The sequence below is a fragment of the Streptomyces polyasparticus genome (assembly GCF_014493765.1).
Classification (GTDB): Bacteria; Actinomycetota; Actinomycetes; order Streptomycetales; family Streptomycetaceae; genus Streptomyces; species Streptomyces polyasparticus.
The window spans coordinates 139,219-164,913 of sequence record NZ_JACTVJ010000014.1 but is presented as its reverse complement, the minus strand read 5'-3'; the positions used below and the strand labels follow the sequence as shown (position 1 = coordinate 164,913).

Annotated in this window: 22 protein-coding genes; 12 read left to right on the top strand and 10 right to left on the bottom strand. The window is 71.4% G+C overall.

From position 1 onward, the window contains the following. Positions 1-24 precede the first annotated feature (24 nt). The 4 genes from H9Y04_RS28550 to H9Y04_RS28535 all read left to right on the top strand — a co-directional run bounded on the left by H9Y04_RS28550 (position 25) and on the right by H9Y04_RS28535 (position 4,402). Positions 25-915 (top strand): alpha/beta fold hydrolase, encoded by an 891-nt coding sequence (locus H9Y04_RS28550; RefSeq protein WP_187816935.1) that lies wholly within the window; start codon positions 25-27, stop codon positions 913-915. A gap of 17 nt (positions 916-932) precedes the next feature. Continuing rightward, on the top strand, positions 933-1,946 hold the full coding sequence (locus H9Y04_RS28545; RefSeq protein WP_187816934.1) for a methyltransferase: 1,014 nt from the start codon (positions 933-935) through the stop codon (positions 1,944-1,946). Positions 1,947-2,081: 135 nt separating this feature from the next. Further along, the gene (locus tag H9Y04_RS28540; protein ID WP_187816933.1) at positions 2,082-3,248 is read left to right on the top strand and encodes a thiolase family protein; all 1,167 of its coding nucleotides are present in this window, start codon (positions 2,082-2,084) and stop codon (positions 3,246-3,248) included. Next, positions 3,245-4,402, top strand: coding sequence for an NAD(P)/FAD-dependent oxidoreductase (locus H9Y04_RS28535; RefSeq protein ID WP_187816932.1), 1,158 nt, complete (start codon positions 3,245-3,247; stop codon positions 4,400-4,402). Before H9Y04_RS28540 ends, H9Y04_RS28535 begins: the two co-directional genes overlap by 4 nt. 149 nt (positions 4,403-4,551) lie before the next feature. On the opposite strand, the gene H9Y04_RS28530 is transcribed toward H9Y04_RS28535, so the two are convergent. Continuing rightward, entirely contained in the window at positions 4,552-5,364 is an 813-nt protein-coding gene (locus H9Y04_RS28530) for an acyl-CoA thioesterase domain-containing protein (protein WP_236071574.1), read from the bottom strand. Positions 5,365-5,577: 213 nt separating this feature from the next. Here H9Y04_RS28530 and H9Y04_RS28525 point away from each other — a divergent pair, with 213 nt between their 5' ends. Then, positions 5,578-6,981: an MFS transporter gene (locus tag H9Y04_RS28525; protein WP_308801134.1), complete on the top strand. Its 1,404-nt coding sequence runs from the start codon at positions 5,578-5,580 to the stop codon at positions 6,979-6,981. A gap of 91 nt (positions 6,982-7,072) precedes the next feature. Here H9Y04_RS28525 and H9Y04_RS28520 read toward each other — a convergent pair whose 3' ends face one another. After that, the gene (locus H9Y04_RS28520) at positions 7,073-7,588 is read right to left on the bottom strand and encodes a winged helix-turn-helix transcriptional regulator (protein ID WP_187816931.1); all 516 of its coding nucleotides are present in this window, start codon (positions 7,586-7,588) and stop codon (positions 7,073-7,075) included. Continuing rightward, entirely contained in the window at positions 7,575-8,744 is a 1,170-nt protein-coding gene (locus H9Y04_RS28515; RefSeq protein ID WP_187816930.1) for a PucR family transcriptional regulator, read from the bottom strand. Before H9Y04_RS28515 ends, H9Y04_RS28520 begins: the two co-directional genes overlap by 14 nt. A 530-nt stretch (positions 8,745-9,274) precedes the next feature. On the opposite strand from H9Y04_RS28515, the gene H9Y04_RS28510 reads away from it, so the two are divergent. Both H9Y04_RS28510 and H9Y04_RS47825 read left to right on the top strand, forming a co-directional pair. Next, positions 9,275-10,318 (top strand): hypothetical protein, encoded by a 1,044-nt coding sequence (locus H9Y04_RS28510; RefSeq protein ID WP_187816929.1) that lies wholly within the window; start codon positions 9,275-9,277, stop codon positions 10,316-10,318. 52 nt (positions 10,319-10,370) lie between these two features. Then, positions 10,371-10,754, top strand: coding sequence for a cold-shock protein (locus H9Y04_RS47825; RefSeq protein WP_052579279.1), 384 nt, complete (start codon positions 10,371-10,373; stop codon positions 10,752-10,754). 13 nt (positions 10,755-10,767) lie between these two features. Here the strand turns inward: H9Y04_RS47825 and H9Y04_RS28500 are convergent, their stop codons facing one another. The 4 genes from H9Y04_RS28500 to H9Y04_RS28485 form a co-directional block, all read right to left on the bottom strand. Then, positions 10,768-11,640: a 1,4-dihydroxy-6-naphtoate synthase gene (locus tag H9Y04_RS28500; RefSeq protein ID WP_187816928.1), complete on the bottom strand. Its 873-nt coding sequence runs from the start codon at positions 11,638-11,640 to the stop codon at positions 10,768-10,770. Next, positions 11,621-12,298: a futalosine hydrolase gene (locus tag H9Y04_RS28495; protein ID WP_438818156.1), complete on the bottom strand. Its 678-nt coding sequence runs from the start codon at positions 12,296-12,298 to the stop codon at positions 11,621-11,623. The genes H9Y04_RS28500 and H9Y04_RS28495 overlap by 20 nt, the downstream gene beginning before the upstream one ends. A gap of 10 nt (positions 12,299-12,308) precedes the next feature. Next, positions 12,309-12,797 carry a hypothetical protein gene (locus H9Y04_RS28490; RefSeq protein WP_187816927.1) on the bottom strand — a complete coding sequence of 163 codons (489 nt, stop codon included), beginning with the start codon at positions 12,795-12,797 and terminating at the stop codon, positions 12,309-12,311. A 103-nt stretch (positions 12,798-12,900) separates the two neighbouring features. Next, entirely contained in the window at positions 12,901-14,265 is a 1,365-nt protein-coding gene (locus H9Y04_RS28485) for an MFS transporter (protein ID WP_187816926.1), read from the bottom strand. A 278-nt stretch (positions 14,266-14,543) separates the two neighbouring features. On the opposite strand from H9Y04_RS28485, the gene H9Y04_RS28480 reads away from it, so the two are divergent. The 3 genes from H9Y04_RS28480 to H9Y04_RS28470 all read left to right on the top strand — a co-directional run bounded on the left by H9Y04_RS28480 (position 14,544) and on the right by H9Y04_RS28470 (position 20,158). Next, a complete protein-coding gene (locus H9Y04_RS28480) occupies positions 14,544-15,491 on the top strand; it encodes a DUF3027 domain-containing protein (RefSeq protein ID WP_187816925.1) in 948 nt (315 codons plus the stop codon). A gap of 492 nt (positions 15,492-15,983) precedes the next feature. Further along, a complete protein-coding gene (locus tag H9Y04_RS28475; protein ID WP_187816924.1) occupies positions 15,984-19,109 on the top strand; it encodes a sacsin N-terminal ATP-binding-like domain-containing protein in 3,126 nt (1,041 codons plus the stop codon). Between the two features lie 152 nt (positions 19,110-19,261). Continuing rightward, positions 19,262-20,158: a hypothetical protein gene (locus tag H9Y04_RS28470; protein WP_306660187.1), complete on the top strand. Its 897-nt coding sequence runs from the start codon at positions 19,262-19,264 to the stop codon at positions 20,156-20,158. A gap of 90 nt (positions 20,159-20,248) precedes the next feature. On the opposite strand, the gene H9Y04_RS28465 is transcribed toward H9Y04_RS28470, so the two are convergent. Next, positions 20,249-22,714 carry a cation-translocating P-type ATPase gene (locus tag H9Y04_RS28465; protein ID WP_187816922.1) on the bottom strand — a complete coding sequence of 822 codons (2,466 nt, stop codon included), beginning with the start codon at positions 22,712-22,714 and terminating at the stop codon, positions 20,249-20,251. 87 nt (positions 22,715-22,801) lie between these two features. Further along, the gene (locus tag H9Y04_RS28460) at positions 22,802-23,152 is read right to left on the bottom strand and encodes a DUF2530 domain-containing protein (protein WP_187816921.1); all 351 of its coding nucleotides are present in this window, start codon (positions 23,150-23,152) and stop codon (positions 22,802-22,804) included. Between the two features lie 153 nt (positions 23,153-23,305). Between H9Y04_RS28460 and H9Y04_RS28455 the strand changes: the two genes are divergently transcribed. Continuing rightward, complete coding sequence (locus tag H9Y04_RS28455) at positions 23,306-24,751, top strand: NCS2 family permease (protein ID WP_187816920.1); 1,446 nt, start codon at positions 23,306-23,308, stop codon at positions 24,749-24,751. Here the strand turns inward: H9Y04_RS28455 and H9Y04_RS46980 are convergent. After that, positions 24,721-25,062: a hypothetical protein gene (locus H9Y04_RS46980; RefSeq protein WP_236071572.1), complete on the bottom strand. Its 342-nt coding sequence runs from the start codon at positions 25,060-25,062 to the stop codon at positions 24,721-24,723. The genes H9Y04_RS28455 and H9Y04_RS46980 overlap by 31 nt on opposite strands. A gap of 168 nt (positions 25,063-25,230) precedes the next feature. On the opposite strand from H9Y04_RS46980, the gene H9Y04_RS28445 reads away from it, so the two are divergent. Beyond that, the gene (locus tag H9Y04_RS28445) at positions 25,231-25,668 is read left to right on the top strand and encodes a MarR family winged helix-turn-helix transcriptional regulator (RefSeq protein WP_187816919.1); all 438 of its coding nucleotides are present in this window, start codon (positions 25,231-25,233) and stop codon (positions 25,666-25,668) included. The last annotated feature ends 27 nt before the right edge of the window (positions 25,669-25,695 follow it).

Here is a 25,695-nt window from a genome sequence, read left to right as displayed (position 1 = left end):
CCCACACGGCACACAGGAGTGCAGATGTCCACGGAACACCCCATCACCGACCAGGAGTTGGCCTCCTCGCTGGGTGCGTTCACCAGCGAGTTCGCCGAGGTCAACGGCGTCCGCCTGCACTATGTCAGCGGGGGCGAGGGTCCGCCGCTCGTGCTCCTTCCGGGCTGGCCGGAGACCTGGTGGGAGTACCGCAAGCTGATGCCCGAACTGGCCCGGCGGCACCGGGTGATCGCCGTCGACATCCGGGGCATGGGCTCCTCCGGCAAACCGGAGTCGGGCTTCGAGAAGAAGTCGATGGCCCACGACATCAAGGAGCTGATCCACCACCTCGGTTACGAGCGGGCCGCGATCGCCGGCCACGGGATCGGCGCCATGATCGCCTACGCCTGCGCGGCCAACCACCCGGACACGGTCACGAAGGTCGCGATCCTCAACACCACCCATATCGACGAGAGCTACTACGAGTTCCCGATGGTGCCGCGCCCGGGTGATGCCCCGCCGCACCGCTGGTGGCTGGCGTTCAACCAGGTCAAGGAGTTGCCGGAGCAGCTGCTCGCCGGGCGGTCCCGGCACATCATCGACTACATGTTCGGCATCAGCCTGGTGAACCCGGACGCCATCACGGACTTCGACCGGCGGGTCTACGCCCAGGCCTATGACGCCCCCGGGGCGATCCGGGCCTGCACCGGCTGGTTCCAGACCTATCAGCAGGACATCGCGGACTTCGTCTCGTACCCGAAGGTGACCGTCGAGATGCTCGGCCTCGCCTACGGCCCGTTCTTCGCCTACATGGAGAAGGCGCTGACCGCCTCGGGTACGAACGTCCGGGTCGCCGAGATCAAGGGCTCGCGCAACTACCTGGTCGAAGAACAGCCCGAGGCCGTCCTTGCCGCGTTCGCCGAGTTCTTCAACTAGCCACCAGGAGTCCGAAGATGGCGCGCTCACCCCTGACCGACATCGCCTGGGAGTACATGTCGGCGCAGATCCTGCACGTGGCGACGGATCTGGAACTCATCGACCGGCTCGCGGAAGGGCCGCGGTCCAGTGCCCGGCTGGCCGAGGAGACCGGCACCCACGCCCCGACCGTACTGCGGCTGCTCCGGTCCCTCGCGACGCTCGGTGTCGTGCGGCAGACGGAGCCCGACCGCTTCGAACTGACCGAGCTCGGCGGCGATCTGCGCACGGGCACCCCCGGCAGCGTCCGGGACGTCTTCCGGTTCCTCTGCTCGGCCGGTGCCTGGTCCTCATGGGGCGACGTGGCGCACTCCTTGCGGACCGGAGGCACCGCCTTCGAGCACAACTACGGCACCACCGCGTTCGCCTACCTCGGCGAGCACCCCGAGGAGGCCGCGAAACTCAACGGCGCCATGGGCCGGATGACCAGCGAGACCGCCGCCGGACTCATCGAGGGCTGCGACTTCACGCGGTTCCACACGGTGGTCGACGTCGGCGGAGGCAGCGGGGTGTTCCTCGCCGAGATCCTCCGCTCCGCTCCGCGGACGGCCGGCACGGTGTACGACATGCCGACCGGCGTGACGGAGGCGGCCCGGACGCTGGCGGCCGCCGGTGTCGGGGACCGTGCCACCGTGACGGCGGGGAACTTCTTCGAGTCGGTGCCGGAGGGCGCCGACGCGTACGTCATGAAGCTCATCCTGCACGACTGGGACGACGAGAAAGCGCTGCGGATCCTGCGCGGCATCCGGGAGGCGGTCAAGCCGGACGGCCGTCTGATCATCTTCGAGCGGGTGATCCCCGATGTCGTCGGTGCCGAGCACCGCCGTGCCCTGCTCGCCGACCTCCTGATGCTCGTCCTGACCGGCGGCCGGGAGCGGACCGAGGACGAGTACCGGGGCCTCCTCGCGCAGGCCGGCTTCACGCTCGACTCGGTCAGCGGCCCGCTCGGGGAGCTGGGCTTCACCCGGCTCGAAGCGGTCCCGTCCGCGTAACGGACCACCATCACCTGGCTCTTCACCCGTACATCCCGTATCCCGCATTCCCCATCCCGCATTTCCCGTACATGCACATCCCGCACGGCTCGCACATCCCGTGCATCCCGTGCAACTCGTATATCTGGAGGACACGTGCGCAACGCAGTGGTCGTCGAGGCCGTCAGGACCCCCATCGGCAAAGGCAAGCAAGGAGGGATGCTGACCGACGAGCACCCGGTCGCGCTGCTCGCCGGCACGCTGCGCGCGCTGGTCGAACGCACCGGCATCGACCCCGCCCTGGTGGACGACGTGATCGGCGGCTGCGTCTCCCAGGTGGGCGACCAGTCGCTGAACCTCACCAGGTCGGCCGTGCTCGCGTCCGGGTTCCCGGAGAGCGTGCCGGCCACCACCGTCGACCGGCAGTGCGGCTCCTCGCAGCAGGCGGTGCACTTCGCCGCTCAGGGCGTCATCTCCGGGGCCTACGACATCGTCATCGCCTGCGGTGTCGAGTCCATGTCCAGGGTGCCCATGGGGTCCAGCGTGCTGCCCGGCAGCAATCCGTTCGCCCCGCTCGACGAGCGCTACCCGCAGGGTCTGGTCGGCCAGGGGATCAGCGCGGAGCTGATCGCGGCCAAGTGGAAACTGGACCGGTCCGAACTGGACGCGTTCGCCCTGCAGTCGCACCAGCGCGCCACTGCCGCCTGGGAGGCGGGGGAGTTCGACCGTGAGGTGACCGTCAAGGGGGTGCGGGACGAGACGGTGCGGCCCGGCACCTCGCTGGAGGCGCTGGCCGGGCTGCGGGCGGCGTACCACACGCCGGAGTACGAGCAGCGCTTCCCGGAGATCGGCTGGCAGGTCACGGCCGGCAACAGCTCGCCGATCAACGACGGCGCCGCCGCGGTGCTCATCATGGGCGAGGAGGTCGCGCAGCGGCTCGGGCTGCGGGCGCGCGCACGGCTGACCGGGTTCGCGGTGGCCGGGGACGATCCGCAGCTCATGCTGACCGCGGTGATCCCGGCCACCTCCAAGGTCCTTGAGCGGACCGGGCTTTCGCTCTCCGACATCGATCTCTTCGAGGTCAACGAGGCGTTCGCGTCGGTCGTCCTCGCCTGGCAGCGCGAAACCGGCGCCGACCTGGCGAAGACCAATGTCCGCGGCGGCGCCATCGCGCTCGGCCATCCGCTCGGCGGCAGCGGCGCCCGCATCCTCACCACCCTGCTGCACGCCCTGGAGGACCGGGACGCCCGGTTCGGTCTGCAGACCATGTGCGAGGCGGGCGGTCTGGCCAACGCACTCGTCCTGGAAAACCTGCGGGCATGAGAATCATCGTGGTCGGGGCCTCCGCCGCCGGTGTGTCGGCGGCCGAGGCCCTGCGCCGGGAGGGGTTCCGCGGGCGGCTGACGCTGGTCGGTGCGGAGCGGCATCTGCCGTACGACCGCCCTCCGCTGTCCAAGCAGTTCCTGTCGGGCGCCTGGCCGGCCGAGCGGACCGCCCTGCGGCCGGCCGGGCGCTACCAGGAGCTGGACGCCGAACTGCTCCTCGGGCGGCGGGCCGTCGGGCTCGACCCCGTGGCCCGCCGGGTCCGGCTCGACAGCGGGGAGCGCCTCGACTACGACCAGGCGCTCCTCGCCACTGGCGTACTGCCGCGCCCGCTGCCGTCGGTGCCGCATCCCCTGGCCGGGGTGCATGTGCTGCGCACCCTGGACGACGCGGTGGCCCTGCGCGCCACGCTGGCCGGGCGGCCGCGTCTGGCCGTGGTCGGCGGCGGGTTCACGGGTACCGAGGTGGCGGCCACGGCACGTGGCCTCGGCCTCGACGTCACGCTGGTCTGCCCCGAGCCCGCCCCGCTGGCGGCGCGGCTCGGACCCGAAGCAGGCGCGCTCGTGGGCCGGTTGCACGTCGAGCGGGGCGTGGCGCTGCGGACCGCGGTGGCGGTCGGCGGTCTCACGTCGGCGCAAGGGCGCGTGACCGGGATCCGTCTCGACGACGGGAGCGTGGTGGCCGCCGAGGCGGTCGTGGTCGCGGTCGGTTCGACGCCCGCGACCTCCTGGCTCGCGGACAGCGGCCTGGAGCTTGCGGACGGCATCGTGTGCGATCCGACGCTGCGGGCCGCGCCCGGTGTCTTCGCGGCGGGCGATGTGGCCCGCGTGCGGCATCCGGTGCACGGACCGCTCGTACGGCAGGAGCATCGCACCAACGCCGCTCTGCAAGGCGTCGCTGCGGCCCGCAACCTTCTCGGCGCCGGGCAGGCCTTCCACGCCGTGCCGTATGTCTGGACGGACCAGTACGACGTACGGATCCAGCTGCACGGAACCTGCCCGCCGGACGCGGAGCTTGAGGTGCTCGAAGGCAGGCCGGGGGACGGGGCGTTCGTCGCGCGCTGCACCCGGGGCGGCGTGACGACCGGCCTCCTGGGCTGGAACAGCCAGCGGCAGCTGGCCGGTTACCGGCGGGAGCTCGTGGGCATCGCCTGAGCGCCGTACGGCCGTACGGCTTCGAGTCCCGCTGTGCGACGTCGAGGCGTGCCGTACGACGTCGAGTCCCGCTGTACGACGACGAGTCCGCTGTACGAAGTCGAGCCCCGCCGGATCGCCGGCGGGGCTCGACTCGTGTGCTGTGTATGTCAGTTGGCGGACGGCGGGCGCACGAGTCGCAGTTGGTAGCCGGAGCCGAGGTGGGTGCCGGACTCGTCCCAGGCGTCGATGTGCTCGTCGACCCAGCCCCCCGCGTCGGCACGGTGGGTCCTGGCGTGCAGCAGGATCCAGGGCGAGGAGGCCTGGGCCAGACCGGGTGCGGGGCGCACGGTGAGCTCGAGCGTGGGTACGAGCCGCAGGTCGGTGAGGACGGCGGCGTAGGACGGCGCGAGCGCGTCGATCAGGGTCAGAAAGCGGCCGGTGTCCGGGGGCAGATCGTCCTCGGTGAACCGGATCCAGGCGGTGAGTTCGGGCTGTGCGCAGCCGGAATAGGGCCGGTTGGGGCCGACGGGGCGGATCTCCATGAAGGTGGAGATCGGCACGAACTCGGGCGGGATGGTGAACAGTTCGCAGTCCTGCGGCGGCGGCGCGGCCGGCGGTGCGGGACTCATCGGCACGGTGCCGGCCGGACGCCTCGGGGCGAAGGTCGCGGTCGCGTCGGCCTCGGGGCCCGGCCCGCCGTCCGCCCGTACGGCGCGGGCGGCGAGCGTGGTGACCGTGCCGGGCCGCAGCACCGTGCTCTCCACGTCGAAGCGGTCGGTGAGCGACCGGTGGAAGCGGGCTGTCACGGTGCGCAGTTCGGCCTCGGCCGGCACCGAGCGGTGCATCGCCGAGGTCAGCAGAGCCAGTGCGAGCCCGCCGTGCAGGCCGCCGAAGCCCCACAGGTGGGGCCCGGCCTCGACCGGGCCGTCGAGTCCGCGCGCCAGCAGGCGGCCGGGTGAATCGGGCAGAGCGGTCGTCAAGGCCCACTCCTCGTCAGTTGGAAGTTGCGACCGACCGTAGGGAAACGGCGCCTCCGGCGCAATGCCGCCTCCTTCAACTGCCGTGTGATGTGGGGAAGTTCACGGTTGCCCGCAGCGGGTCCGAGTCGGTTGCCATGTCCAACGAACCCTGGCTAGCATCGTCCGCGCCCTTATTAGTTGGACTTCCCAACTCACTAGTAGCTGCGAGGTACCGTGACAGTCCAGGAATCGGCGGCCAAGCCGGCGGCCCTTGAGCCGAGCAGATTCGGGCCCGTGTTCGCCGTGGTGGCGGCGGGGGTCCTGATGGCCAACCTCGACCTCTTCATCGTCAACGTCGCCCTGCCGCAGATCGCCGACGACTTCGACAACTCCCCTCTCTCCTCGGTCTCCTGGGTGCTCAACGCCTACGCGGTGGTCTTCGCCGCGCTCCTGGTGCCGGCGGGCAACTTCGCCGACCGGTTCGGCGCGCGGGCCACGTATCTGGCCGGTACCGCCGTGTTCACCCTCGCCTCGCTGGCCTGCACCGTCGCGCCCAACATCTGGGCCCTCGTGGCCCTGCGCGGCCTGCAGGCGGCGGGGGCGGCCGCCCTCATCCCGGCCTCGCTCGGCCTGCTCCTCGCGGCGGCGCCGCCGGAGAAGCGTCTGGGCGCGATCCGGGGTTGGACCGCGGTCAGCGGTATCGCCACCCTGGGGCCCGCCGCCGGCGGACTGCTCACCGAGATCAGCTGGCGCTGGGTCTTCCTGGTGAACGTCCCGATCGGCCTGGCCGTCCTGTTCCTGGGACCCCGCCTGCTGCCCCGTACCCCGGCGAAGACCAAGGCCGATCTGCCGGACCTGTTCGGGGCGGCGCTCTTCACGGCCGCGATCGGCGTGCTCGCCCTCGGCCTGGTCAAGAGCCCCGAGTGGGGATGGACTTCGCCCGAGGTGCTCGGCTCGCTGGCCGGCGGCGTTCTGCTGCTCGGCCTCTTCGTGCTGCGCTCGGCGCGGGCCGCGTCGCCGGTGCTCCCCCTGGAGCTGCTGCGGCTGCCGACCTTCGCCACCGCCTCGTTCGCCAGCCTGCTCTTCGCCGTGCCGTTCGCCGCGCTGCTGCTCTCGTGCGTGCTGTGGCTGCAGGACGTCTGGCACTGGTCCCCGCTCGCCACCGGCCTCGGGCTCGCTCCCGGACCGCTGATGGTGCCCATCCTCGCCATCGGTGCGGCCGGGATCGTCCGGCGCTTCGGGGCGGCGCTCGTCTCCTTCGCCGGCTGTCTGGTGTTCGTGGCCGGTATCGCCTGGTGGCTCGGTGCGATGCACGCGGACTCCGGCTACGCGACCGGGATGCTGCCGGGCATGATGCTCACCGGCATCGGCGTCGGTCTGACGATGCCCACGCTGATCGGCGCGGGCGTCACCGCGGTGCCCCCGCAGAGCTTCTCCACCGGCTCCGCGGTGGTGACGATGGCCCGCCAGCTCGGCTCCGTACTGGGAGTGGCGCTGCTCGTGGCGATCCTGGACGCGGGGTCGGGCGGAGTGCTGCAGGCCTTCGACCGCGGCTGGTGGTTCACCGGAGGGTGCGCCGCGCTGACCGCGCTCGCCTGCCTCTGCGTGGGCCGCACCTTCCGGCGCAGTGCCGACTGAACGGCGGCGCCGGCCGAACGCCCGGGCCGGCAAGGCGGCTTGGCCGCCGGGCCGGCCCGGACGCTCGGTCCTGCACCGGCCCGGACGTTCTTCAGTCCTGCACCGGCCCCGACTTCTCCCAGCCGGGCGCCTGGAAGCGGGGTACCGCGGGACCGCCGCGGGTGTCGAGCCGGCCGCCGCAGTGCTCGCAGGCCGATACGACGCGCAGCTCGTGACCGCAGGTGTGCTCGACGACGGTCGGCTTCTCGTCGACCAGCCAGCGGTCGCCCCAGGTGCGCAGCGCCGCGAGCACCGGGAACAGATCACGCCCCGCCTCGGTGAGGTGGTACTGGTAGCGCGGCGGACGCTCGTTGTACAGGCTCCGGTAGAGCACACCGGCCGCTTCGAGCGAGCGCAGCCGCGCGGTGAGGATGTCCCGGGACGCACCGGTGTTGGTCGCGATCTGGTCGAACCGGTGGTTGCCGAATCCGATCTCGCGGACCGCGAGCAGTGCCCAGCGCTCTCCGACGATCTTCAACGCCGCGGCGATCGAGCAGGGCCTGCCGGGTGCGCCCGGGGTGTCGACGCGTTCCGGAAGCCGGTTCTGCGGAAGGTCAGGAGTTCCCATGGGGATAGGTTGTCATGTCCAACTGACTTGAGGGAAACGGTGGTGCCCCGGATTCCCGGTGTGCGGTCCCGCCTCCGTGCGTCAGCTCGAACGCCTCTGCCGCCAGGACGATTTCGATCATCTCCTGCGGTGACGACAGGGAGCGACGGGTCAGCCGCTCCAGCTTGCGCAGCCTGTACAGAACGGTGTTGCGATGGCAGTAGAGCGCTTTGGCCGCCTCGGCCATCGAACCGTCGGCATCGCGCCAGGCGCGCAGGGTGCCGAGCAGGACATCCCGCGTCGCCTCGTCGAGGTCGAGCACCGGAGCGAGCACCCGGGACTGCATCTGCAGGGCGACGTCGGGGGCCGTCGTGAGCATCGCTTTCGTCAGGCGCCCCTCGAAGTGCGCGACACCGGTGCCGCGCCCCAATGTCCGCTCCGCGAGCTCGGCTTGGCGGCGTGCCCGGCCCAGCTCGGTGAGGCCGGGCACGGCGGCGCTGACCCCGATCCGTGCACCGGTGACCGGCAGGCCGTCCCCGAGCGCCGCGGCGGCGGTGTCCTTCAGGACCACGACACCGAACGCGACATCGTGCTGCGCCCGCCACACGGTGCGCAGACCCGAGATCCACGTGGGCAGTTCGGCAAGCGGCCGCGGCGCACCGCCCGGTGCGCCCGGGCGCAGCACGATCACCGCGTACCGGCCGTGCTCGGGCAGCGCCAGCTCCCGGGCCAGCTCACCCGCCACGACGGCGCTGGTCTCTCCGTTCAGGAGTGCGTGCAGCAGACTCTCCGCGGCCGGGACGGGCGGCAGGGAACGCCACAGCTCCTGGTGGGCCTCGATGGCGGCGCGGCTGTGCTGCTCCGCGACCGTGAGGACGGTGTCCATGAACGCGGCCGACCGCTCCGACGCCAGGCCCTGCTCCGCGGCCCATTGGGCCACGGTGGCGTTGATCAGCCGGCCGCCGACGTGGTAGGCGCGGGCGAGTGCCGCGACCGGCACTCCCTGCCGGGCCCGGCGCGCCCCGGTGGTCCGGGCCACGGGCAGGGTCTCGGCGATCTCGTCCACCGATCCGAGCGACATGGCGTCGAGCGCGGCGCCGACCGACCGGCTGATCCACATCGGCGGCTCGACCGGCGGAATGGTGCCGTTCCGATAGGCGAGCTGCGTCGTACGCAAATCGTTGAGAATCGACTCGGTCAAAAAGGGCAGACGGCTCGTGAGTGCCCGTCGGCATTCTTCGGGAACGGGCACGTACGGATGTTGCTCGGGCATGGTCCCCCCTGGCGTATTCCCGTCTTGATGGCGCGCGAGTTGGGCAGGTGACTTCCTGAGAATGACAGATTTCAAGGGCTTGTTGTAGTGACGTACGCCACCCCTGAATTTCTGCCGCGTGACGGGTGGCCGAAAATCCACTTCGCTCGTCACATCCGCATGAATGCCCGGAGGAGGCCTGTTCCGGCGGCGATTCTTTTCGGTCAGAATGTCCGGGTGTCATTGCGCTGGATCAGCTCTTTGGTATTGAGTTGGCGACGCCATGCGAACCAGTCGGTAACATCCGGTACGTATGGACTCCAATGTGTTGCAGAATTTCCCACCCCTGCCTTGTTGATATTGCTGACCATTTATCTGGGAGTCTCACGGTGATAACCGTCCGCCCTGATTCCTGCCGCCAGTACCCGACGGGCAGGAGCCGGTTCGCACTCGTCATGGAACACAGGCTCTCGGACCTCGTCCGCATCGACCCTCCGCGCCGCTACCAGGACTGGCGGAAGGTGACCGCGAGCCCCGGCAGCACGCTGACCGAGGTGCTGCGCTCGCAGGTCCCCGACGACAGCGATGTGCTCGTCGTGGCCGGTGACGACCCGCTCCTGACGGCGCCCGCGCACGAGGTCGGACCCGGGCGCACGGTTGCCGCGCTGCGCGTCGGTACCGGGCCGCTCACTTACGACCGGCTGCGCGTCCTGCTCCGTTCACTTGAGGCGAGCGACCCGGTGGTCATCCGGCGGACCGCCGAGAAGCTGGCCGACGCGCTCGCCGGGGCGGCGGGCCTTGTCCTGACGGACCCGCTGACCCGTTCGCTGGCGACGGTGACCGGCGCCGGCCTCGGCCCCGTGGGACCGGCCGCCGGAAGCTTCCGGCCAGGGGTCGTGCAGGCGGCGCCGGCCGGCCGCCGGCGGTCGGCCGACGCCGTGGTGGACGGCCGGGTGGCCGTCAAGGGACGTCCGGTGGTGTTCGGCCGCGGGCCCGTGCCGGGACCACGGCAGGAGTGGTACGAGAGGCTCTCCGCGCTCTCCCACTATCCGCTGGTCCTCACGGTCGAGGACGGGACGGTGACCGGGATGAAGGCGTCGGAGTCCGGGTCCGCGCTCGCGGCCGGGGCCCTGTCGGGGCTCTTCGCCGCCGACCCCGGCCATGCCCGCGTCACCGCTCTCGAGTTCGGGCTCAACCCCACGGCGCCGCGGCTGCCCTTCAGCACCGAGTCCAACATCGCCGCCGCCGGCGGCGGAACCGCGTCCGTGCATCTGGTGCTCGGCTCGGAGCTGACCGAGTATCAGCTCGTCCTCGGCTGCGCGACCAGCACGCTCACCGCGGTGGGCAGCCCCGTTCCACTGGCCGGCGCCGGTACGGCACCCGCACCGCCCGCGGACGCCCCGGCTCCGGCGCACCGCCCGTCCGTCCGTGCAGGACAGGGGGCTCTGCGCCTGATGACGGCTGATGGCCTTTGGGATAGCTTTCCCGTGGGTACGTAACCAAGGGCGCTCGGGGCACAAGCACAGAGCGGTAGCGAGAGGGGTCGGTGCTTTGCCTACCGGCAAGGTCAAGTGGTTCAACAGTGAGAAGGGCTTCGGCTTTCTCTCCCGCGATGACGGCGGCGACGTCTTCGTTCACTCTTCCGTGCTGCCTGCCGGAGTCGACGCCCTCAAGCCCGGCCAGCGCGTGGAGTTCGGCGTGGTCGCCGGACAACGCGGTGACCAGGCCCTTTCCGTGACTCTGCTCGACCCGACGCCGTCGGTGGCCGCGGCCACGCGCCGCAAGCCCGACGAGCTGGCGTCGATCGTGCAGGACCTGACGACGCTGCTCGAGAACGTCACGCAGCAGCTGGAGCGCGGCCGCTACCCCGACAAGGCGCACGGCGCCAAGATCGCCGGGATGCTGCGGGCCGTCGCGGACCAGCTGGACGTCTAGGAGACGCCGGCAGTCATACGAGATTCAGCGCATCGCGGCCGAGGGGCGGGACGAGCCCCTCGGCCGCGGCGCGTGTGAGCAGTCCGCGGATCGCCGCGTGGCCGTCCTCGCCGAGGTCGGCCGTGAACTCGTTGACGTAGAGCCCGATGTGCTGGTCGGCGACCGCCGGGTCCATCTCCTGTGCGTGCTCCAGTACGTACGCGCGCGAGGCAGCCGGGTCGTCCCAGGCCATCCGCACCGACGAACGGGCCGCGTCGGCGAGGGACTTGAGCGTCTCCTCGCCGAGCGAGCGCTTCGCGATGATCGCGCCGAGCGGGATCGGCAGACCCGTGGTCTGCTCCCAGTGGACGCCCATGTCGGCCAGGCAGTGCAGCCCGTAGTTCTGATACGTGAAGCGCGCTTCGTGGATGACGAGACCTGCGTCCACCCGGCCGTCGCGCACCGCGGGCATGATCTCGTGGAAGGGCAGCACGACGATCTTTCCCACACCGCCGCCGGGCAGCGTGTCCGCGGCCCACAGCCGGAAGAGGAGATACGCGGTCGACTTCTCGCTGGGCACGGCGACTGTCCTGCCCGTCAGGTCGACGCCCGGCTCCCGCGTGAGCACCAGCGGCCCGCAGCCCCGGCCGAGCGCACCGCCGCAGGGCAGCAGCGCGTACTCGTCGAGCACGTACGGCAGCACCGCGTACGAGACCTTGAGGATGTCGAACTCGCCGCGCTCGGCCATGCCGTTGGTGATGTCGATGTCCGCGAACGTGACGTCGAGCTCCGGGGCGCCGGGGACCAGGCCGTGGGCCCAGGCGTGGAAGACGAAGGTGTCGTTCGGGCAGGGCGAGTAGGCGATCCGCAGCGGTCGCGCGGCGAGGTCAGTCACGGGGTCGGTCATAGGGGTTCCAACTCTCCAGTACGGGCGCCGACTTCCCGAACCCGGCGGTGAGTGCCTGCAGCGCGTCCCCGATCCGCCAGGCGGAACGGTCGCGCGGACCCACGGGGTTGGAGACGGCGCGTATCTCCACGACCGGGATGCCCTGCGCCACGGCGGCCTCGGCGACCCCGAAGCCCTCCATCGCCTCGATCAGGGCCCCGGGATGGCGCGCGAGCAACTCCTCGGCGCGTGCGGCGGATCCGGTGACGGTGGAGACGGTGAGCACGGTCCCGGTGCGTGCTCCGGTGGCGGCCGCGAGCTCCCGTACGAGAGAGGCGGGCGGCTCGTGGCGGACCGTGCCGAAGCCGAGCTCGGTGACGGGCACGAAGCCCTCCGGGGTCTCGGCCCCGAGGTCGGCGGCGACGATCGCGTCGGAGACGGCGAGCGCCCCGACGGGGGCGTGCGGCGCGAAACCGCCGCCGATGCCGGCCGAGATCACCAGCCCGTAGGGCCGCCCGCCGAGTGCGGCGGCGGTCAGCTCACGGGCCGTGGCGGCAGCGGCGGCCGCGGGGCCGACGCCCGCGGCGAGCACGTCGAGGCCGGGTGCGCCCGCGGCGACGGCTTCCGCCTCCGCCGCCACCGCGGTCACGACCAGGACGCGCATCGCCTCGTGCTGCATGGGCGGGCTCTTACGCGTCCGCGTTCTCGAGCTTGAAGTTCCAGACGCCCTTGACCTTCTTGCCCATCTCGTCCTGCTCGACGACGCTCACGTACAGGGTCTTCGGCGCGGGCTGGCCCTGCTGCGGGGCGAACAGGTCGATGCCCTCGAAGGAGTAGTACGTCTTCTTGTACGGGTTCGTGGCCTGCTGGCCGTTGATCCACAGCGCCCAGCCGGTCTCGGCGACCTTCGGGTCCACGCCCACGCGCAGCGTCTCGCCCGACTTGACCTTGATGGTCTTCGTGGACTTCTTGAGGGCGCAGGCCGCGGCTTCCTTCATGCCGAGGTTCTTGCTGTGCTCGTAGCAGGTCGCGTCGGTCGACACCGAGTCGCTGCCGAAGGTGACGGTCGCGACGGGGCTCGGCTTCTCGCACGCGGAGAGCACGAGCAGGCCGGCCGAAACAGCGCCAAGAGTGGCCGCGACGCGGCGGCTCTTGGCAGAGAAGCGCAGGGAGGTCATGGCCGAAGGCTATCGGGAGGCCCGGCGCGTACGGCCAGGTGGGTACGGCGTGGCGATCCTCACGCCCGGAGTCCGCGCGGACGCACGCTCGAAGCCTGCGGCGCTACGCCACCCGTGGGTGGGCCGACCCGTGCCGGGCCGCGCCGAGCAGCCCCCGTACGGTCAGGAGCCAGGCGCCGCCGACGATCGCCGCGGCCACCGCGAAGCCGAGCACACCGTGCAGCGGCAGGACGATCCCGATCGCGCCGCCCACCACCCACGCCATCTGGAGCAAGGTCTCGGAGCGGGCGAAGGCGGAGTTGCGGACCTGCTCGGGCACATCGCGCTGGATCATCGCGTCGAGCGCGAGCTTGGCCAGGGCCTGGGCGGCGCCCGCGACCGCGCCGAGCGCCGCCACCAGCGGGGCGCCGAAGAACACGGCCGCGGTGATCGCCACACCGGTGGCCGCGGCCACCACGGTCACGATGATGAGCTCCGGCGCCCGGCCCTTCAGGGCGGCACCGACCGCCGTGCCGAGTGCGTTCCCGATGCCGGCCGCGACCGCGACCATGCCGAGCGAGACGGCGGCGCTCTGCCCGGGGAACGGGTCCTCGCGCAGCAGGAACGCCAGGAAGAAGATCAGGAACCCGGACAGACAGCGCAGCCCCGCATTGGCCGCGAGCCCGTGCGTGACCCCGGGCCCGACCGTCCGGAGGCCCGGCTTCTTGTGCTCGCGGTGCAGATGGGTCTCGTCCGCCGCGAGCAGCGCCTTGTCCTCGCCCTTCGACGAGTCGACCTTGTGCGGCAGCGTGAAGGACAGGAACGTACCGACGACGAAGACCGAGAACGCGGCGTACAGCGGCCAGCGCGGCCCGAGCTGGTGCAGGCCCGCACCGAGCGGCGCCGCGAGACCGGTGGCGAGCAGACCGCCGAGCGTCACCCGCGAGTTCGCCTTCACCAGCGAGAACCGCGGTGGCAGGAGCCGGGGCACCACGGCGCTTCTGACCACGCCGTACGCCTTGGACGCGACGAGCACGCCGAGCGCCGCCGGATACAGCTCCAGGCTGCCCGTGACGACCGCGCCGCCCAGCATCAGCGCCAGCAGCGCCCGGGCCAGCATCGCGGCGGCCATCGCGGCGCGGCGGCCGTGCGGAAGCCGGTCGAGCAGCGGGCCGATCACCGGGGCGAGCAGGGTGAACGGCGCCATCGTTATGGCGAGGTAGAGGGCGACGCGCCCGCGTGCCTCGTCCGTCGGTACGGAGAAGAAGACCGTGGAGGCGAGGGCGACGGTGACGAGCATGTCGCCGGCGCTGTTCACCGCGTGCAGCTCGATCAGTTTGTTCAGGCCGGACTCGCCCGCGCCGTGCGCGCTGGTGACCTTGCGGATCCCGCGGCCCGTTTTCGCGAAGGGCGCGGTCAGGACGCGGCCCGCGGTGCGGCCCGCCCTGCGCACCGCATCGCCCGAAGCCCGTGAACCCGAGACGGTCACCCCGACATAGTGCCCCAACCCGCCCGGCCCTCACCCCGTGGAGAGCGAACCGACGGTGCCATGTGGGCCTCGGCCCCAGGAGGAGGTAGCGTGCCTAACGCGCCTGCGGCGGTTGGTCTTGGCCGCGCGCCTCTTCGCGATCCCGCAGAATGGATGGCGTAGGTGCGCCCGAGAGTGACCGGGCGCGGACGTCGACGCGGCCCTTCGGTCCGCTCCGTCCGCCCCGTCGCCGGGCTGTGGCGCACCCGAGGACAAGGCGTAGGAGAGAAGCGATACCTGTGAGCGCAGCGACAACGCGAAGCCGCACCCCCGACCGCCTGTGCGCCGAGGCGGTCGATCTCGCCAGGGAAGCCGCCGAGGAGGCGGCCTACCCCGGAGTCGTCGGAGAGCATGTCTCCGCGGTCTCCGAGGGCGACCGGGTGGTCACCCACTTCTTCGAGTGCAAGGAACCCGGCTACCGGGGCTGGCGCTGGGCGGTGACGGTCGCCCGCGCCTCGCGTGCGAAGTTCGTCACCCTCAGCGAAACGGTGCTGCTGCCCGGCACGGACGCCCTGCTCGCCCCCGAGTGGGTGCCGTGGAGCGAGCGGCTGCGGCCCGGCGACATGGGTCCCGGCGATCTGCTGCCGACCGAGGCCGACGATCTGCGCCTGGAGCCGGGCTTCACCGGCGAGGACGTGCCGCCGCCGAACTCGGCGCTCTCCGAGGAGATGGCCGAGCGGGTCGCGGTCTCCGGTGAACTGGCCGATCTCGTCGAGGCGGAGGACGTCGAGGTCACGCCCGGACCGCCGGCCGCGCTGCCGCTGCGCGGGTCGATCGTGTCCGTGGCCGAGGAGCTCGGCATGCGCCGGGCGAGGGTGCTCTCGCGGTACGGGCTGCACGTGGCGGCCGACCGCTGGGAGGAGTCCTTCGGGGCGAAGACCCCGATGGCGCAGGCCGCGCCGGCCTCCTGCGTGTCCTGCGGCTTCCTGGTCCCGCTGGCCGGCTCCCTGAAGCAGGCCTTCGGTGTGTGCGCGAACGAGTTCGGTCCCGCGGACGGGCATGTGGTCTCGCTGTCGTACGGGTGCGGTGGGCACTCGGAGGCCGCGGTCATGCCGAAGCCGCCGGTGCCTTCGCGTCCCGTGATCGACGAGTTCCAGGTCGACCCGATGCCGCTGCGTCCGGACGCGGACTCGGGCTCGGTGTCGGTGAACGCGGGTTCCGGGTCGGAGGACCTCGGGCACTCGTAGCTCCCGTCCGTCGAGTGCGGTTGCGCTGACGGGTGGTTGGCGCTTGCCCCGCGGTACGGGGGTGCAGGGGGCGGAGCTCCCGCGTGGGCCACAGTCTCGTTGCTGCCTGCTGCCTGCTGCCTGCTGCCTGCTGCCTGCTGTCCGCCCCTCCGCCGTCGCAGTTTCGGTGCTGCCGCCCGAGCCGTGGGGTGCGCGCCGTGGCGCCTGCGGCGGGCCTTCCCCCGCCCCGCCCCTTCCCGGCTGTGACATGTGCGGCTTTGCCGCGTGGGGGGCTCCGCCCCGGACCCCGCATCCGAACTCCGTTCGGATCTCCTCAAGCGCCGGAGGGGCTGGATTGGCGGTCCGCGCAGTGGGCTCACCCGCGCATGGGGCTCCGGAAATGAGCCGGGGCCCGAGCCCCCCGTTTCAGCAAGCGGAAGGCGGGGGAGGAGAGCCCGTCCGTAAGCGGTACGGTCACCGAGCCCCATCGCACCCCGGACGAAAGGCCCCACCGTGACGAGCAACGTCGTGCGCCCGGCACAAGAAGGGAACGACCCCTTCGGTACCGCGCGACTGCGCAGAGGCGTGCTCGACGCGTGGTCGGCCTCGTCCGCGAGGTTCCGTGAGGACGCCAACGCCGAGGAGGACCTCGCCCTCGGCGGCTACCGCGACCGCGTCATCGTGGAGCTGGCGCAGAACGCCGCCGACGCCGCCGCCCGCAAGGGCACGCAGGGCAGGCTGCGCCTGACCCTCAGGGACGGCGTGCTCGCCGCCGCCAACACCGGCGCCACGCTGGACGCCGCGGGCGTCGAATCCCTCAGCACCCTGCGCGCGAGCGCCAAACGCGAGGACACCGAAAGTGCCGTGGGCCGCTTCGGTGTCGGATTCGCCGCCGTGCTCGCCGTATCCGACGAGCCCGCCGTCATCGGGCGGCTCGGCGGCGTGCGGTGGTCGCTGGCCGAGGCCCGGGCGCTCGCCCAGGAGACGGCCGCCCAGCACCCGGACCTCGCGGACGAGCTGCGCCGCCGCGAGGGCCATGTGCCGCTGCTCCGGCTGCCGTTGCCCGCGGAGGGCGAAGCCCCCGGACCGTACGACACCGTCGTCGTCCTGCCGTTGCGCGACGGCGCCGCGACCGCGCTCGCCGAGCAGCTGCTCGCCGCCGTGGACGCGTCCCTGCTGCTCACGCTGCCCGGCCTCGCCGAGGTCGTGATCGAGACCGACGGGGACGTACGGACGATCACGCGCCATACGGAGGACGGCGGCCTGGTCCGTATCGAGGACACCCGCGACGGCACCACCCGCTGGCGCACCACCACGGAGCACGGCACCCTCGAGGCGGCGCTCCTCAAGGACCGCCCCGTCGAGGAGCGGCTGCGCCCCCACTGGTCCGTGACCTGGGCCGTCCCCGTGGACGCCGACGGCGCACCCGAACGTCCGCGCACCGCACCGGTCGTGCACGCGCCGACCCCGAGCGACGAACCGCTCGGCGTACCGGCCCTGCTCATCGCGTCCTTCCCGCTCGACACGACCCGCCGGCACGTCGCCCCCGGGCCGCTCACCGACTTCCTCGTGGGCCGCGCGGCCGCCGCGTACGCCGAACTGCTCGGCGACTGGCGCCCCGTCTCGACCGGCCTGATCGGTCTCGTGCCCGGACCGCTCGGCCAGGGCGAGCTCGACGGCGCGCTGAGGGCCGCGATCCTGGAGCTGCTCCCGCGCACCGCCTTCCTGCCGCCCGCGGCCGCGAGCGGCGAGGCGGACGACGAACTCCCCGTCGCCCTGAGGCCGTTCGAGGCCGAGGTCGTCGAGGGCGCCGGCGCCGAGACCGTACGGGTGCTCGCCGAGGTGCTGCCGACGCTGCTGCCCGCGGGCCTCGAACGCCGCACCGAACTGCGCACGCTCGGCGTCGCCCGAGTCCCGCTGCAGGACGCCATCGACCGGCTCGCGGGTCTGGAGCGCGCGGCCGGCTGGTGGTGGCGGCTCTACGAGTCCCTGGCCGGCGTCGACCCCGACCGGCTGACGGGCCTGCCCGTGCCGCTCGCCGACGGACGCACGACCATCGGACCCCGCCAGGTCCTGCTCCCGACCGCCGAAACCCCGGCCGACGCCGCCCAGTTGGCGCGCCTCGGGCTCAAGGTCACCCACCCCGACGCCGCCCACGCGCTCCTGGAGAAGCTGGGCGCGCTGCCCGCCACCCCCCGGGCCGTGCTGCGCACGCCGCAGGTCAGGGCCGCGGTCGCCGCGTCCCTCGACGGCGGGCTCGGAGACGTCTGGGACGAGGACGCCCTGAGCTCCGAGGAGTTGGCGGACATCGTCCTCGGCCTCGCCCGCGACGCCGCGCTCTCGCCCGGCGACGAACCCTGGCTCGGCGCGCTCGCGCTCCCCGACGACGAGGGCGAACTCGCCCCCGCCGGTGAACTCGTGCTGCCCGGCAGCCCGTTCGCCTCCGTGATCCGCCCGGACGAGCTGGGTGAGGTGGACGCCGACCTGGCCGAGCGTTGGGGCGAGCAGCCCCTGGCCGCCTGTGGCGTGCTGGCCAACTTCACCCTCGTACGCGCGACGGATGTCGTCCTCGACCCGGATGAACTCGAGCCGCGCGAGGGCGACTTCGCCGAACCCGACGACGCCGGTCTGCTCGACGCCGTGGACGTGTGGTGCGAGGACCTGCTCGACGCGCTGCCCGACACGCCCGTGCCGCCGGTCGCCACCGAGATCGTCGCCGTACGGGACCTCGAACTCGTCGACGACGCACGCTGGCCCCAGGCCCTCGCGCTGCTCGCCCAGCCGCCGCTGCGGGACGCGCTCACCCAGCGCGTACGGATCCTGCTGCCCGACGGCACGACGGAGACCGCCCGCCCGTACACGGCCTGGTGGCTGCGCGGCCACCCCGTACTCGACGGACGCCGCCCCGCGGGCCTGCGCGCGGCCGGGGGAGACCCGCTGCTCGACGGCCTCTACGAGGAGGCGGACGCCAGCGGTTTCGAGGACGAACAGGTCCTTCGCGCCCTCGGCGTGCGCACCACCGTGGCCTCACTGCTCGACGAACCCGGCGGCGCGGCGGAGCTCCTCGACCGCCTCGCCGACCCCTCGTCGACCGTGGGCGCCACCCAACTGCACGCCCTGTACGGGGCGTTGGCCGAGCTCGACCCCGAGCAGGTGACGCTCCCCGACCAGCTGCGGGCCGTGGTGGACGGCGAGGTGGTGATCGTGGACGCCGCGGACGCGCTGGTCGCGGACGCCCCCGACCTCCTGCCCTTCGCCGAGGGACGCCCGCTGCTCCCGGTCGCGCCCGCGCGCGCCGCCGACCTGGCGGAGCTCTTCCAGGTACGGCGCCTCAGCGCGGCCGTCACCGGCACGGTCACGGGCGAGGGCGCCACCCACGAGGTCCCCGAGTCCGTCCGCATCCTGCTCGGCCCGTCGACCCCGGCCGCGTACCGCGAGTACGAGGAGCTCCTGGTCGACGGCCTCGAAGTCGACTGGCACCGCGCGGCCGACGGCATGGTCCACGCGGCCACCCTGGAGGGCGTCGCGGCGGGCCTGGCCTGGGCGGCGGGCCAGTGGCCGCGGCGCTTCGAGGTGGCGGCGCTCCTTGAGGATCCCTCGCGTACGGAGGAGTTGGAGCGGGACCGCTGGTTCGACTGAACTCCTGTCCCGCAAAACTCATACGTCACTTCCGTACAACCTTCTCTTCGCCTTGGCGGTCTTGATCTCCGAGTCAGCAGACTCAGAGATCAATTCGGCTTTGCTGCAGGTCAGTGAGCCTTTGTCCAAGTGGGGGACACACAAACATGCGTATGCGTGCCACCGCGGCCGCCGTCACCGGCGCCCTGGCCCTCTCCGCTTTCCTCGTACCGGCGGCCGCTCAGGCGGAAGACAGCCGGCAGAGCCTTGCCGACGCAGCGCGGAGCGCACAGCCCGCGCCCACCACGCGGGCCGCTGTCGCCGCCCAGCTGCCCATCACCTTCTCGGGCGTGAAGGTCAACGGCGGCAAGCCGATCGTCGTCGGCACCACCAACATCGTCACCGTCCCGGTCACCTACACCCTGACCCACGACGGCTCCGTGGACATCTACGCGAGCGACTTCGTCACCGACGTCGAGCTCTTCCGCGGCGATCTCGCCACCGCGGACAAGTTCCTCTACGGCGACGTCATGGCCTCCTGCACCGCGCAGTCCGCCACCGTCGCCTCCTGCAAGGGCCAGCTCGACGTCTACCCGCAGCTCGAGCTGGACAACGTGGACGCCGGCAGCTGGAAGGCCGTGGCCACCGCTCTCGACTACAACGGTCAGGACCCCTCGGACCCGGACAACGTCGACTGGAGCCAGGTCGACTACGCGCAGAAGGACCTCGGCACCGCTGCCAAGCTCCAGCGCAACTCCCGCCTCACCGTCAACGCCGGCCCGGAGCCGGTGACCAAGGGCAAGAAGATCACCGTCACCGGTGACCTGACCCGTGCCAACTGGGACACCAACACCTACACGGGCTACACCAGCCAGCCCGTGAAGGTGCAGTTCCGCAAGAAGGGCACCAGCACCTACACGACCGTGAAGACGGCGTACTCGTCGAGCACGTCCCGCAAGATCAGCACCACCGTCACGGCCTCCGTGGACGGCTACTGGCGTCTGAGCTTCGCGGGCACCTCGACCACGGACCCGTTCACGACCGCGGGTGACTACGTCGACGTGCGCTGACCCGGCCAGGACCTCCTGACCGCGTAGAGCACAAAAGCCCGGTCCCCCACCGCATCGGTGGGGGACCGGGCTTCTGCTTTTCCGTACGGCCTACGCCGGGAACTTCTTGTCCACCCACCGGAACGCGAACTCGATCCCGGCCGCGGCAGCCGCCGCGATCGCCACCGCCGCCCACGGCATCGTGGTGCCCGCGAGCTTGAGTTGGAAGAAGTCCTGCAGCCAGGGCACGACCATGACCAGCATGAAGCCGAAGCCCATCGCGGCGATCAGGAGCAGCCGCCACCACGTGTAGGGGCGGGCGATGATCGCCAGGACCCAGATGGCCACGAGGAAGAGGCAGAGCGTGGCCGCGCTGGTCTCGGCCTCGCGCGCGCCCGCCCCCGAGTAGTGGCTGCGGGCCAGGACGTACGTGACGAACGTGGCCGTGCCCGCGATCACGCCGCCTGGGATCGCGTACCGCATCACGCGTTTCACGAAGTGCGGCTTGGCGCGCTCCTTGTTGGGCGCGAGCGCGAGGAAGAAGGCCGGGACGCCGATCGTCAGCGTGGACAGGAGCGTCAAGTGGCGCGGCAGGAAGAGGTACTCGACCTGTGTGCAGACCACGAGCAGCGCGAGCAGCACCGAGTAGACCGTCTTCACGAGGAAGAGGGTCGCGACCCGGGTGATGTTCCCGATGACCCGGCGGCCCTCGGCGACCACCGAAGGCAGCGTCGCGAAGCTGTTGTTGAGCAGCACGATCTGCGCGACCGCGCGGGTGGCCTCCGAGCCGGAGCCCATCGAGACGCCGATGTCCGCGTCCTTGAGCGCGAGCACGTCGTTGACGCCGTCGCCGGTCATCGCGACCGTGTGGCCCTTGGACTGCAGCGCGCCGACCATGTCCCGCTTCTGCTGCGGGGTGACGCGGCCGAACACCGCGTTCTCGTCGAGCACCTGGGCCATCTCGGCCTGGTCCTTCGGCAGCGTCCGGGCGTCGACGGTGTTCTCGGCGCCGGGCAGCTGCAGCTTGCCGGCCACCGCGCCGACCGAGACCGCGTTGTCACCGGAGATGACCTTGGCGGCGACGTCCTGCTCCTCGAAGTAGCGCAGGGTGTCGGCGGCGTCGGGGCGAAGGCGCTGCTCCAGGACGACGAGGGCGGTGGCCTTCGCGCCCTCCGCGACCCGCGGGTCGTCCAGCTCGCTCGCCTCGCTGCGGGCGAGCAGCAGCACACGCAGGCCCTGCTTGTTGAGCTCCTCGATGTCCGCGAGCGCCGGGTCGTCGGCGGGCAGGAGCACGTCGGGCGCGCCGAGCAGCCAGGTCGAGTTCTCGCCGTCGCCCTCGCTGAAGCTCGCGCCGCTGTACTTGCGGGCCGAGGAGAAGGGCAGCGACTCGGTGCAGCGCCAGTCCTCGCTGTCCGGGTAGGCGTCGATGATCGCCTTGAGCGAGGCGTTCGGGCGCGGGTCCGATTCGCCGAGCGCGCCGAGGACCTTGCGTACGTACGTCTCGTCCGCGCCGTTCAGGAGGCGCAGATCGGTGACGTCCATGCCGCCCTCGGTCAGCGTGCCCGTCTTGTCCAGGCAGACCGTGTCCACGCGCGCGAGGCCCTCGATCGCCGGGAGTTCCTGCACCAGGCACTGCTTGCGGCCCAGGCGGATCACCCCGATCGCGAAGGCGACGGAGGTGAGGAGCACCAGGCCCTCGGGGATCATCGGGACGATGCCGCCGACGGTGTACGCGATGGACTGCTTCAAGTCGTCGTCCTTGACGACCAGTTGCGAGATGACCAGACCGATCGAGGTCGGGATCATCAGCCACGTCACGTACTTGAGGATCGTGGAGATACCGGAGCGCAGCTCGGAGTGGACGAGCGTGAAGCGACTCGCCTCCTCGGCCAGTTGCGCCGCATAGGCCTCGCGCCCGACCTTCGTCGCGGTGAACGCGCCGCCGCCCGCGACCACGAACGAACCCGACATCACCTCGTCGCCGGGCTTCTTCAGAACGGGGTCGGCCTCACCGGTGAGCAGCGACTCGTCGATCTCCAGGCCGTCTGCCTCGACCACCTGGCCGTCGACCACGATCTTGTCGCCGGGCCCGATCTCGATCAGGTCCCCGAGCACGATCTCGGACGTGGAGACCTCGGCCGCGATCCCGTCCCGCCGTACCGTCGGCTTGGCCTCGCCGATGACGGCCAGGCTGTCCAGGGTCTTCTTGGCGCGCCACTCCTGGATGATGCCGATGCCGGTGTTCGCGATGATCACGAACCCGAAGAGGCTGTCCTGGATCGGCGCGACGAACAGCATGATGAACCAGAGCACGCCGATGATCGCGTTGAAGCGCGTGAACACATTGCCGCGGACGATCTCGCCGAGCGACCGGCTGCTGCGCACCGGCACGTCGTTGATCTCGCCCCGCGCCACCCGCTCGGCCACCTCGGCGGTGGTCAGACCGCGGGCCCGGTCGGGTGCCGCTTCGGGGGGCGGGACCGGGTGCACCGGATCGAGTTCGGCCCCGGCGTCGATCGCCGGTGGCCTGCCTCCGGGGTCGGGTCCGTCGGTGTCTAGCTGTGCCCGCTGCGTCATGAGTCAGACGGTACGGGGCCGGGGTTGCTCTTTCCCGTCGAGGGCGCGGGAATCAGGGGTACGGACCTGGAAGATCCGACCTGAGTACTACGCGCCGGCACCTTCGGTGGGCTCTTGGGTCCGAGCGTCCCGCTCGGCGGCTTCCCGCTCGGCGGCTTCCCGCTCGGCGGCTTCCCGCTCGGCGGTGTCGCGCTCGGCCGCGTGCCGCTTGAGCGCCGCGTCCCGCCCCCGCACGTACCAGATGCCGATGAGCCCGAGCCCGGCGCCGGCCAGGCAGGTCCACACCCACCAGGTCAGATCGCGGTCGTCGAACCAGCCGTAGAACGGGACCTGCACGAGAAAGAGAACGAACCAGAGGATCGTGCCGCCGGTGATGGTGGCGACGACGGGGCCCTCCAGGGGCTCCGGCGCCTCGTGCTTCGCTTCCCACTTCGCCATGACGTCAGCTTAAGCGCTGGTGCCCCGCGCCTCCGTGCCCGCCCCTCGTCTGCGGTGACGCGCGTAGATGGCTTTTCACGAGCTGTTTATTCATACTGAAACAGCTTTCTTATGGCCAGTTTCTTTCGTTGAATCGCACAAAAAAGGTCACGCATGTCCTCCTCGGCCCCCGCACCGGTCGATTCCCCGCAGCCCCCCTCGTATCCGAGCAGCGGGCTCGACCGTTTCTTCAAGATCTCCGAGCGTGGCTCGAGCGTCGCCCGAGAGGTCCGCGGCGGCTTCGCGACCTTCTTCGCGATGGCCTACATCATCGTCCTGAACCCGATCATCCTGGGCAGCGCGAAGGACATGTACGGCCACCAGCTGGACAACGGCCAGCTGGTCACGGCGACCGCGCTCACCGCCGCGTTCACCACGCTGCTCATGGGCGTCATCGGCAACGTGCCGATCGCGCTCGCCGCCGGACTCGGCGTGAACACCGTCGTCGCGCTGCAGCTCGCGCCCCGGATGAGCTGGCCGGACGCGATGGGCATGGTCGTGCTCGCCGGTTTCGTCGTGATGCTGCTCGTCGCGACCGGTCTGCGGGAGCGCGTGATGAACGCGGTGCCGCTGGGCCTGCGCAAGGGCATCGCGATCGGTATCGGCCTCTTCATCATGCTGATCGGCCTGGTCGACGCGGGCTTCGTCTCCCGTATCCCGGACGCCGCCCACACCACGGTCCCGCTTCAGCTGGGCGCCGACGGCCACCTCAACGGCTGGCCCGTCCTGGTCTTCGTGCTCGGCGCGCTGCTCACGCTCTCGCTGATCGTGCGCAAGGTGCCCGGCGCGATCCTGATCTCGATCGTCGTGATGACCGTCCTCGCGATGATCATCAACGCGCTCGCGGACATCCCCAGCTGGGGTCTGACCACGCCCGAGTGGCCGGGCAACCCGGTCGCCTCCCCGGACTTCGGCCTGATCGGTCAGGTCAGCCTGTTCGGCGGCTTCGGCAAGGTCGGCATCCTGACCGGTGTCCTCTTCGTCTTCACCGTGCTGCTCTCGTGCTTCTTCGACGCGATGGGCACGATCATGGGCGTCGCCGACGAGGCCAAGCTGGTCGACGCCGACGGCCAGATGCCCGGCATCAACAAGGTGCTGCTCGTCGACGGTCTCGCCGTCGCCGCGGGCGGCGCCAGCTCCTCCTCCGCCACCACCTGCTTCGTGGAGTCCACGGCCGGTGTCGGTGAAGGCGCGCGCACGGGTCTGGCGAACGTGGTCACCGGCGGTCTGTTCACGCTGTCGCTGTTCCTGACGCCGCTGGCCCTGATGGTGCCCTCGCAGGCCGCGACGCCCGCCCTGCTCGCCGTCGGCTTCCTGATCCTGTCCGGCTCGATCACCGCGATCGACTGGAAGGACTACACGATCGCGATCCCGGCGTTCCTGACCATGGTGATGATGCCGTTCACCTACTCGATCACGAACGGCATCGGCATCGGCTTCATCGCCTTCACCGTGCTCCGCCTGGCCGCGGGCCGCGGCCGCGAGGTGCCGGCCGCGATGTACGCGGTCTCCGCCGTGTTCGCCTTCTACTACCTGATGCCGGCGCTCGGGCTGACCTGAGCCGCCGGTGCAGCGTGACGGCCCGCCCGCTGCTGCAGACGACGAGACGACGGGGCCGGGGTACCTACGGGGAGCCCGGCACCCGTCGGAGGTGCTGCGGACGTGGGTTCCGGGAGCTCCTGTTCGTCGCTCCCGGCCCCGTAGAACCGCTGTGTCTCCTCGACGGCCGCCTTGAAGCGCTCGTCGAAGTCGTTCCGCACCAGGGCGCGGATCACATAGTCCTGGACGTTCATTCCCCTTATGCCGGCATGGTGACGGAGTCGGTCGAGCAGCTCTCCGTCTATACGCAGGCTGAGCACGCTGGTCCCCATGCGCTCCAGAGTCGCCGGGGCCCCTCCGGTTCCGTGTCACTTTCCGCGATCGGCTCACCCATATGGGTGATCTTCCCTTGTCATCGGCTTAGGAATCTTGGGGAAGTCTTGGGGCGCGCCGCGCCTTATGCGGTTTCTTTAGCCAGGGTAATGAGTTACTCTAACGACATGCCTGACCTTTCCCATGGCGACGACGCCGCCGCCGTGAACTCCCTGCGCTCGGCCGTGATGCGGCTCGGGCGCCGGCTCAAGCACCAGCGTGTGGACGAGTCGCTGAGCCCCACCGAGATGTCGGTGCTCGGCACCCTCGCCCGCTGCGGCTCCGCCACACCCGGCGAGCTCGCCCGCAAGGAGCACGTCCAGCCGCCGTCGATGACACGGATCGTGGCGCTGCTCGAAGCCAAGGGGCTCGTCAGGCTCGAGCCGCACCCCGAGGACCGCCGGCAGAAGGTGGTCAGCCAGACCGAGCAGGCCGAGGCCATGCTCGAGGAGAGCCGCCGCAAGCGGAACGCCTGGCTGGCCCAGCTCGCCGACACCCTCGACGAGGACGAGTGGGCGAAGCTTCGCGCCGCCGCCCCCGTACTGGAGAAGCTCGCGCACCTGTAACACCCGCCGTTGCCGTCCGACCGCCGA

Bases quoted from the DNA above. Each gene is read 5' to 3' on its own strand.
- H9Y04_RS28465 (WP_187816922.1), bottom strand. From the start codon at position 22,714: ATGACGCAGCGGGCACAGCTAGACACCGACGGACCCGACCCCGGAGGC.
- H9Y04_RS28445 (WP_187816919.1), top strand. From the start codon at position 25,231: ATGCCTGACCTTTCCCATGGCGACGACGCCGCCGCCGTGAACTCCCTG.
- H9Y04_RS28500 (WP_187816928.1), bottom strand. From the start codon at position 11,640: ATGACCGACCCCGTGACTGACCTCGCCGCGCGACCGCTGCGGATCGCC.
- H9Y04_RS28510 (WP_187816929.1), top strand. From the start codon at position 9,275: ATGGAACACAGGCTCTCGGACCTCGTCCGCATCGACCCTCCGCGCCGC.
- H9Y04_RS46980 (WP_236071572.1), bottom strand. From the start codon at position 25,062: ATGGGGACCAGCGTGCTCAGCCTGCGTATAGACGGAGAGCTGCTCGAC.
- H9Y04_RS28455 (WP_187816920.1), top strand. From the start codon at position 23,306: ATGTCCTCCTCGGCCCCCGCACCGGTCGATTCCCCGCAGCCCCCCTCG.
- H9Y04_RS28495 (WP_438818156.1), bottom strand. From the start codon at position 12,298: ATGCAGCACGAGGCGATGCGCGTCCTGGTCGTGACCGCGGTGGCGGCG.
- H9Y04_RS28520 (WP_187816931.1), bottom strand. From the start codon at position 7,588: ATGGGAACTCCTGACCTTCCGCAGAACCGGCTTCCGGAACGCGTCGAC.
- H9Y04_RS28490 (WP_187816927.1), bottom strand. From the start codon at position 12,797: ATGACCTCCCTGCGCTTCTCTGCCAAGAGCCGCCGCGTCGCGGCCACT.
- H9Y04_RS28545 (WP_187816934.1), top strand. From the start codon at position 933: ATGGCGCGCTCACCCCTGACCGACATCGCCTGGGAGTACATGTCGGCG.
- H9Y04_RS28470 (WP_306660187.1), top strand. From the start codon at position 19,262: ATGCGTGCCACCGCGGCCGCCGTCACCGGCGCCCTGGCCCTCTCCGCT.
- H9Y04_RS28550 (WP_187816935.1), top strand. From the start codon at position 25: ATGTCCACGGAACACCCCATCACCGACCAGGAGTTGGCCTCCTCGCTG.
- H9Y04_RS28535 (WP_187816932.1), top strand. From the start codon at position 3,245: ATGAGAATCATCGTGGTCGGGGCCTCCGCCGCCGGTGTGTCGGCGGCC.
- H9Y04_RS28460 (WP_187816921.1), bottom strand. From the start codon at position 23,152: ATGGCGAAGTGGGAAGCGAAGCACGAGGCGCCGGAGCCCCTGGAGGGC.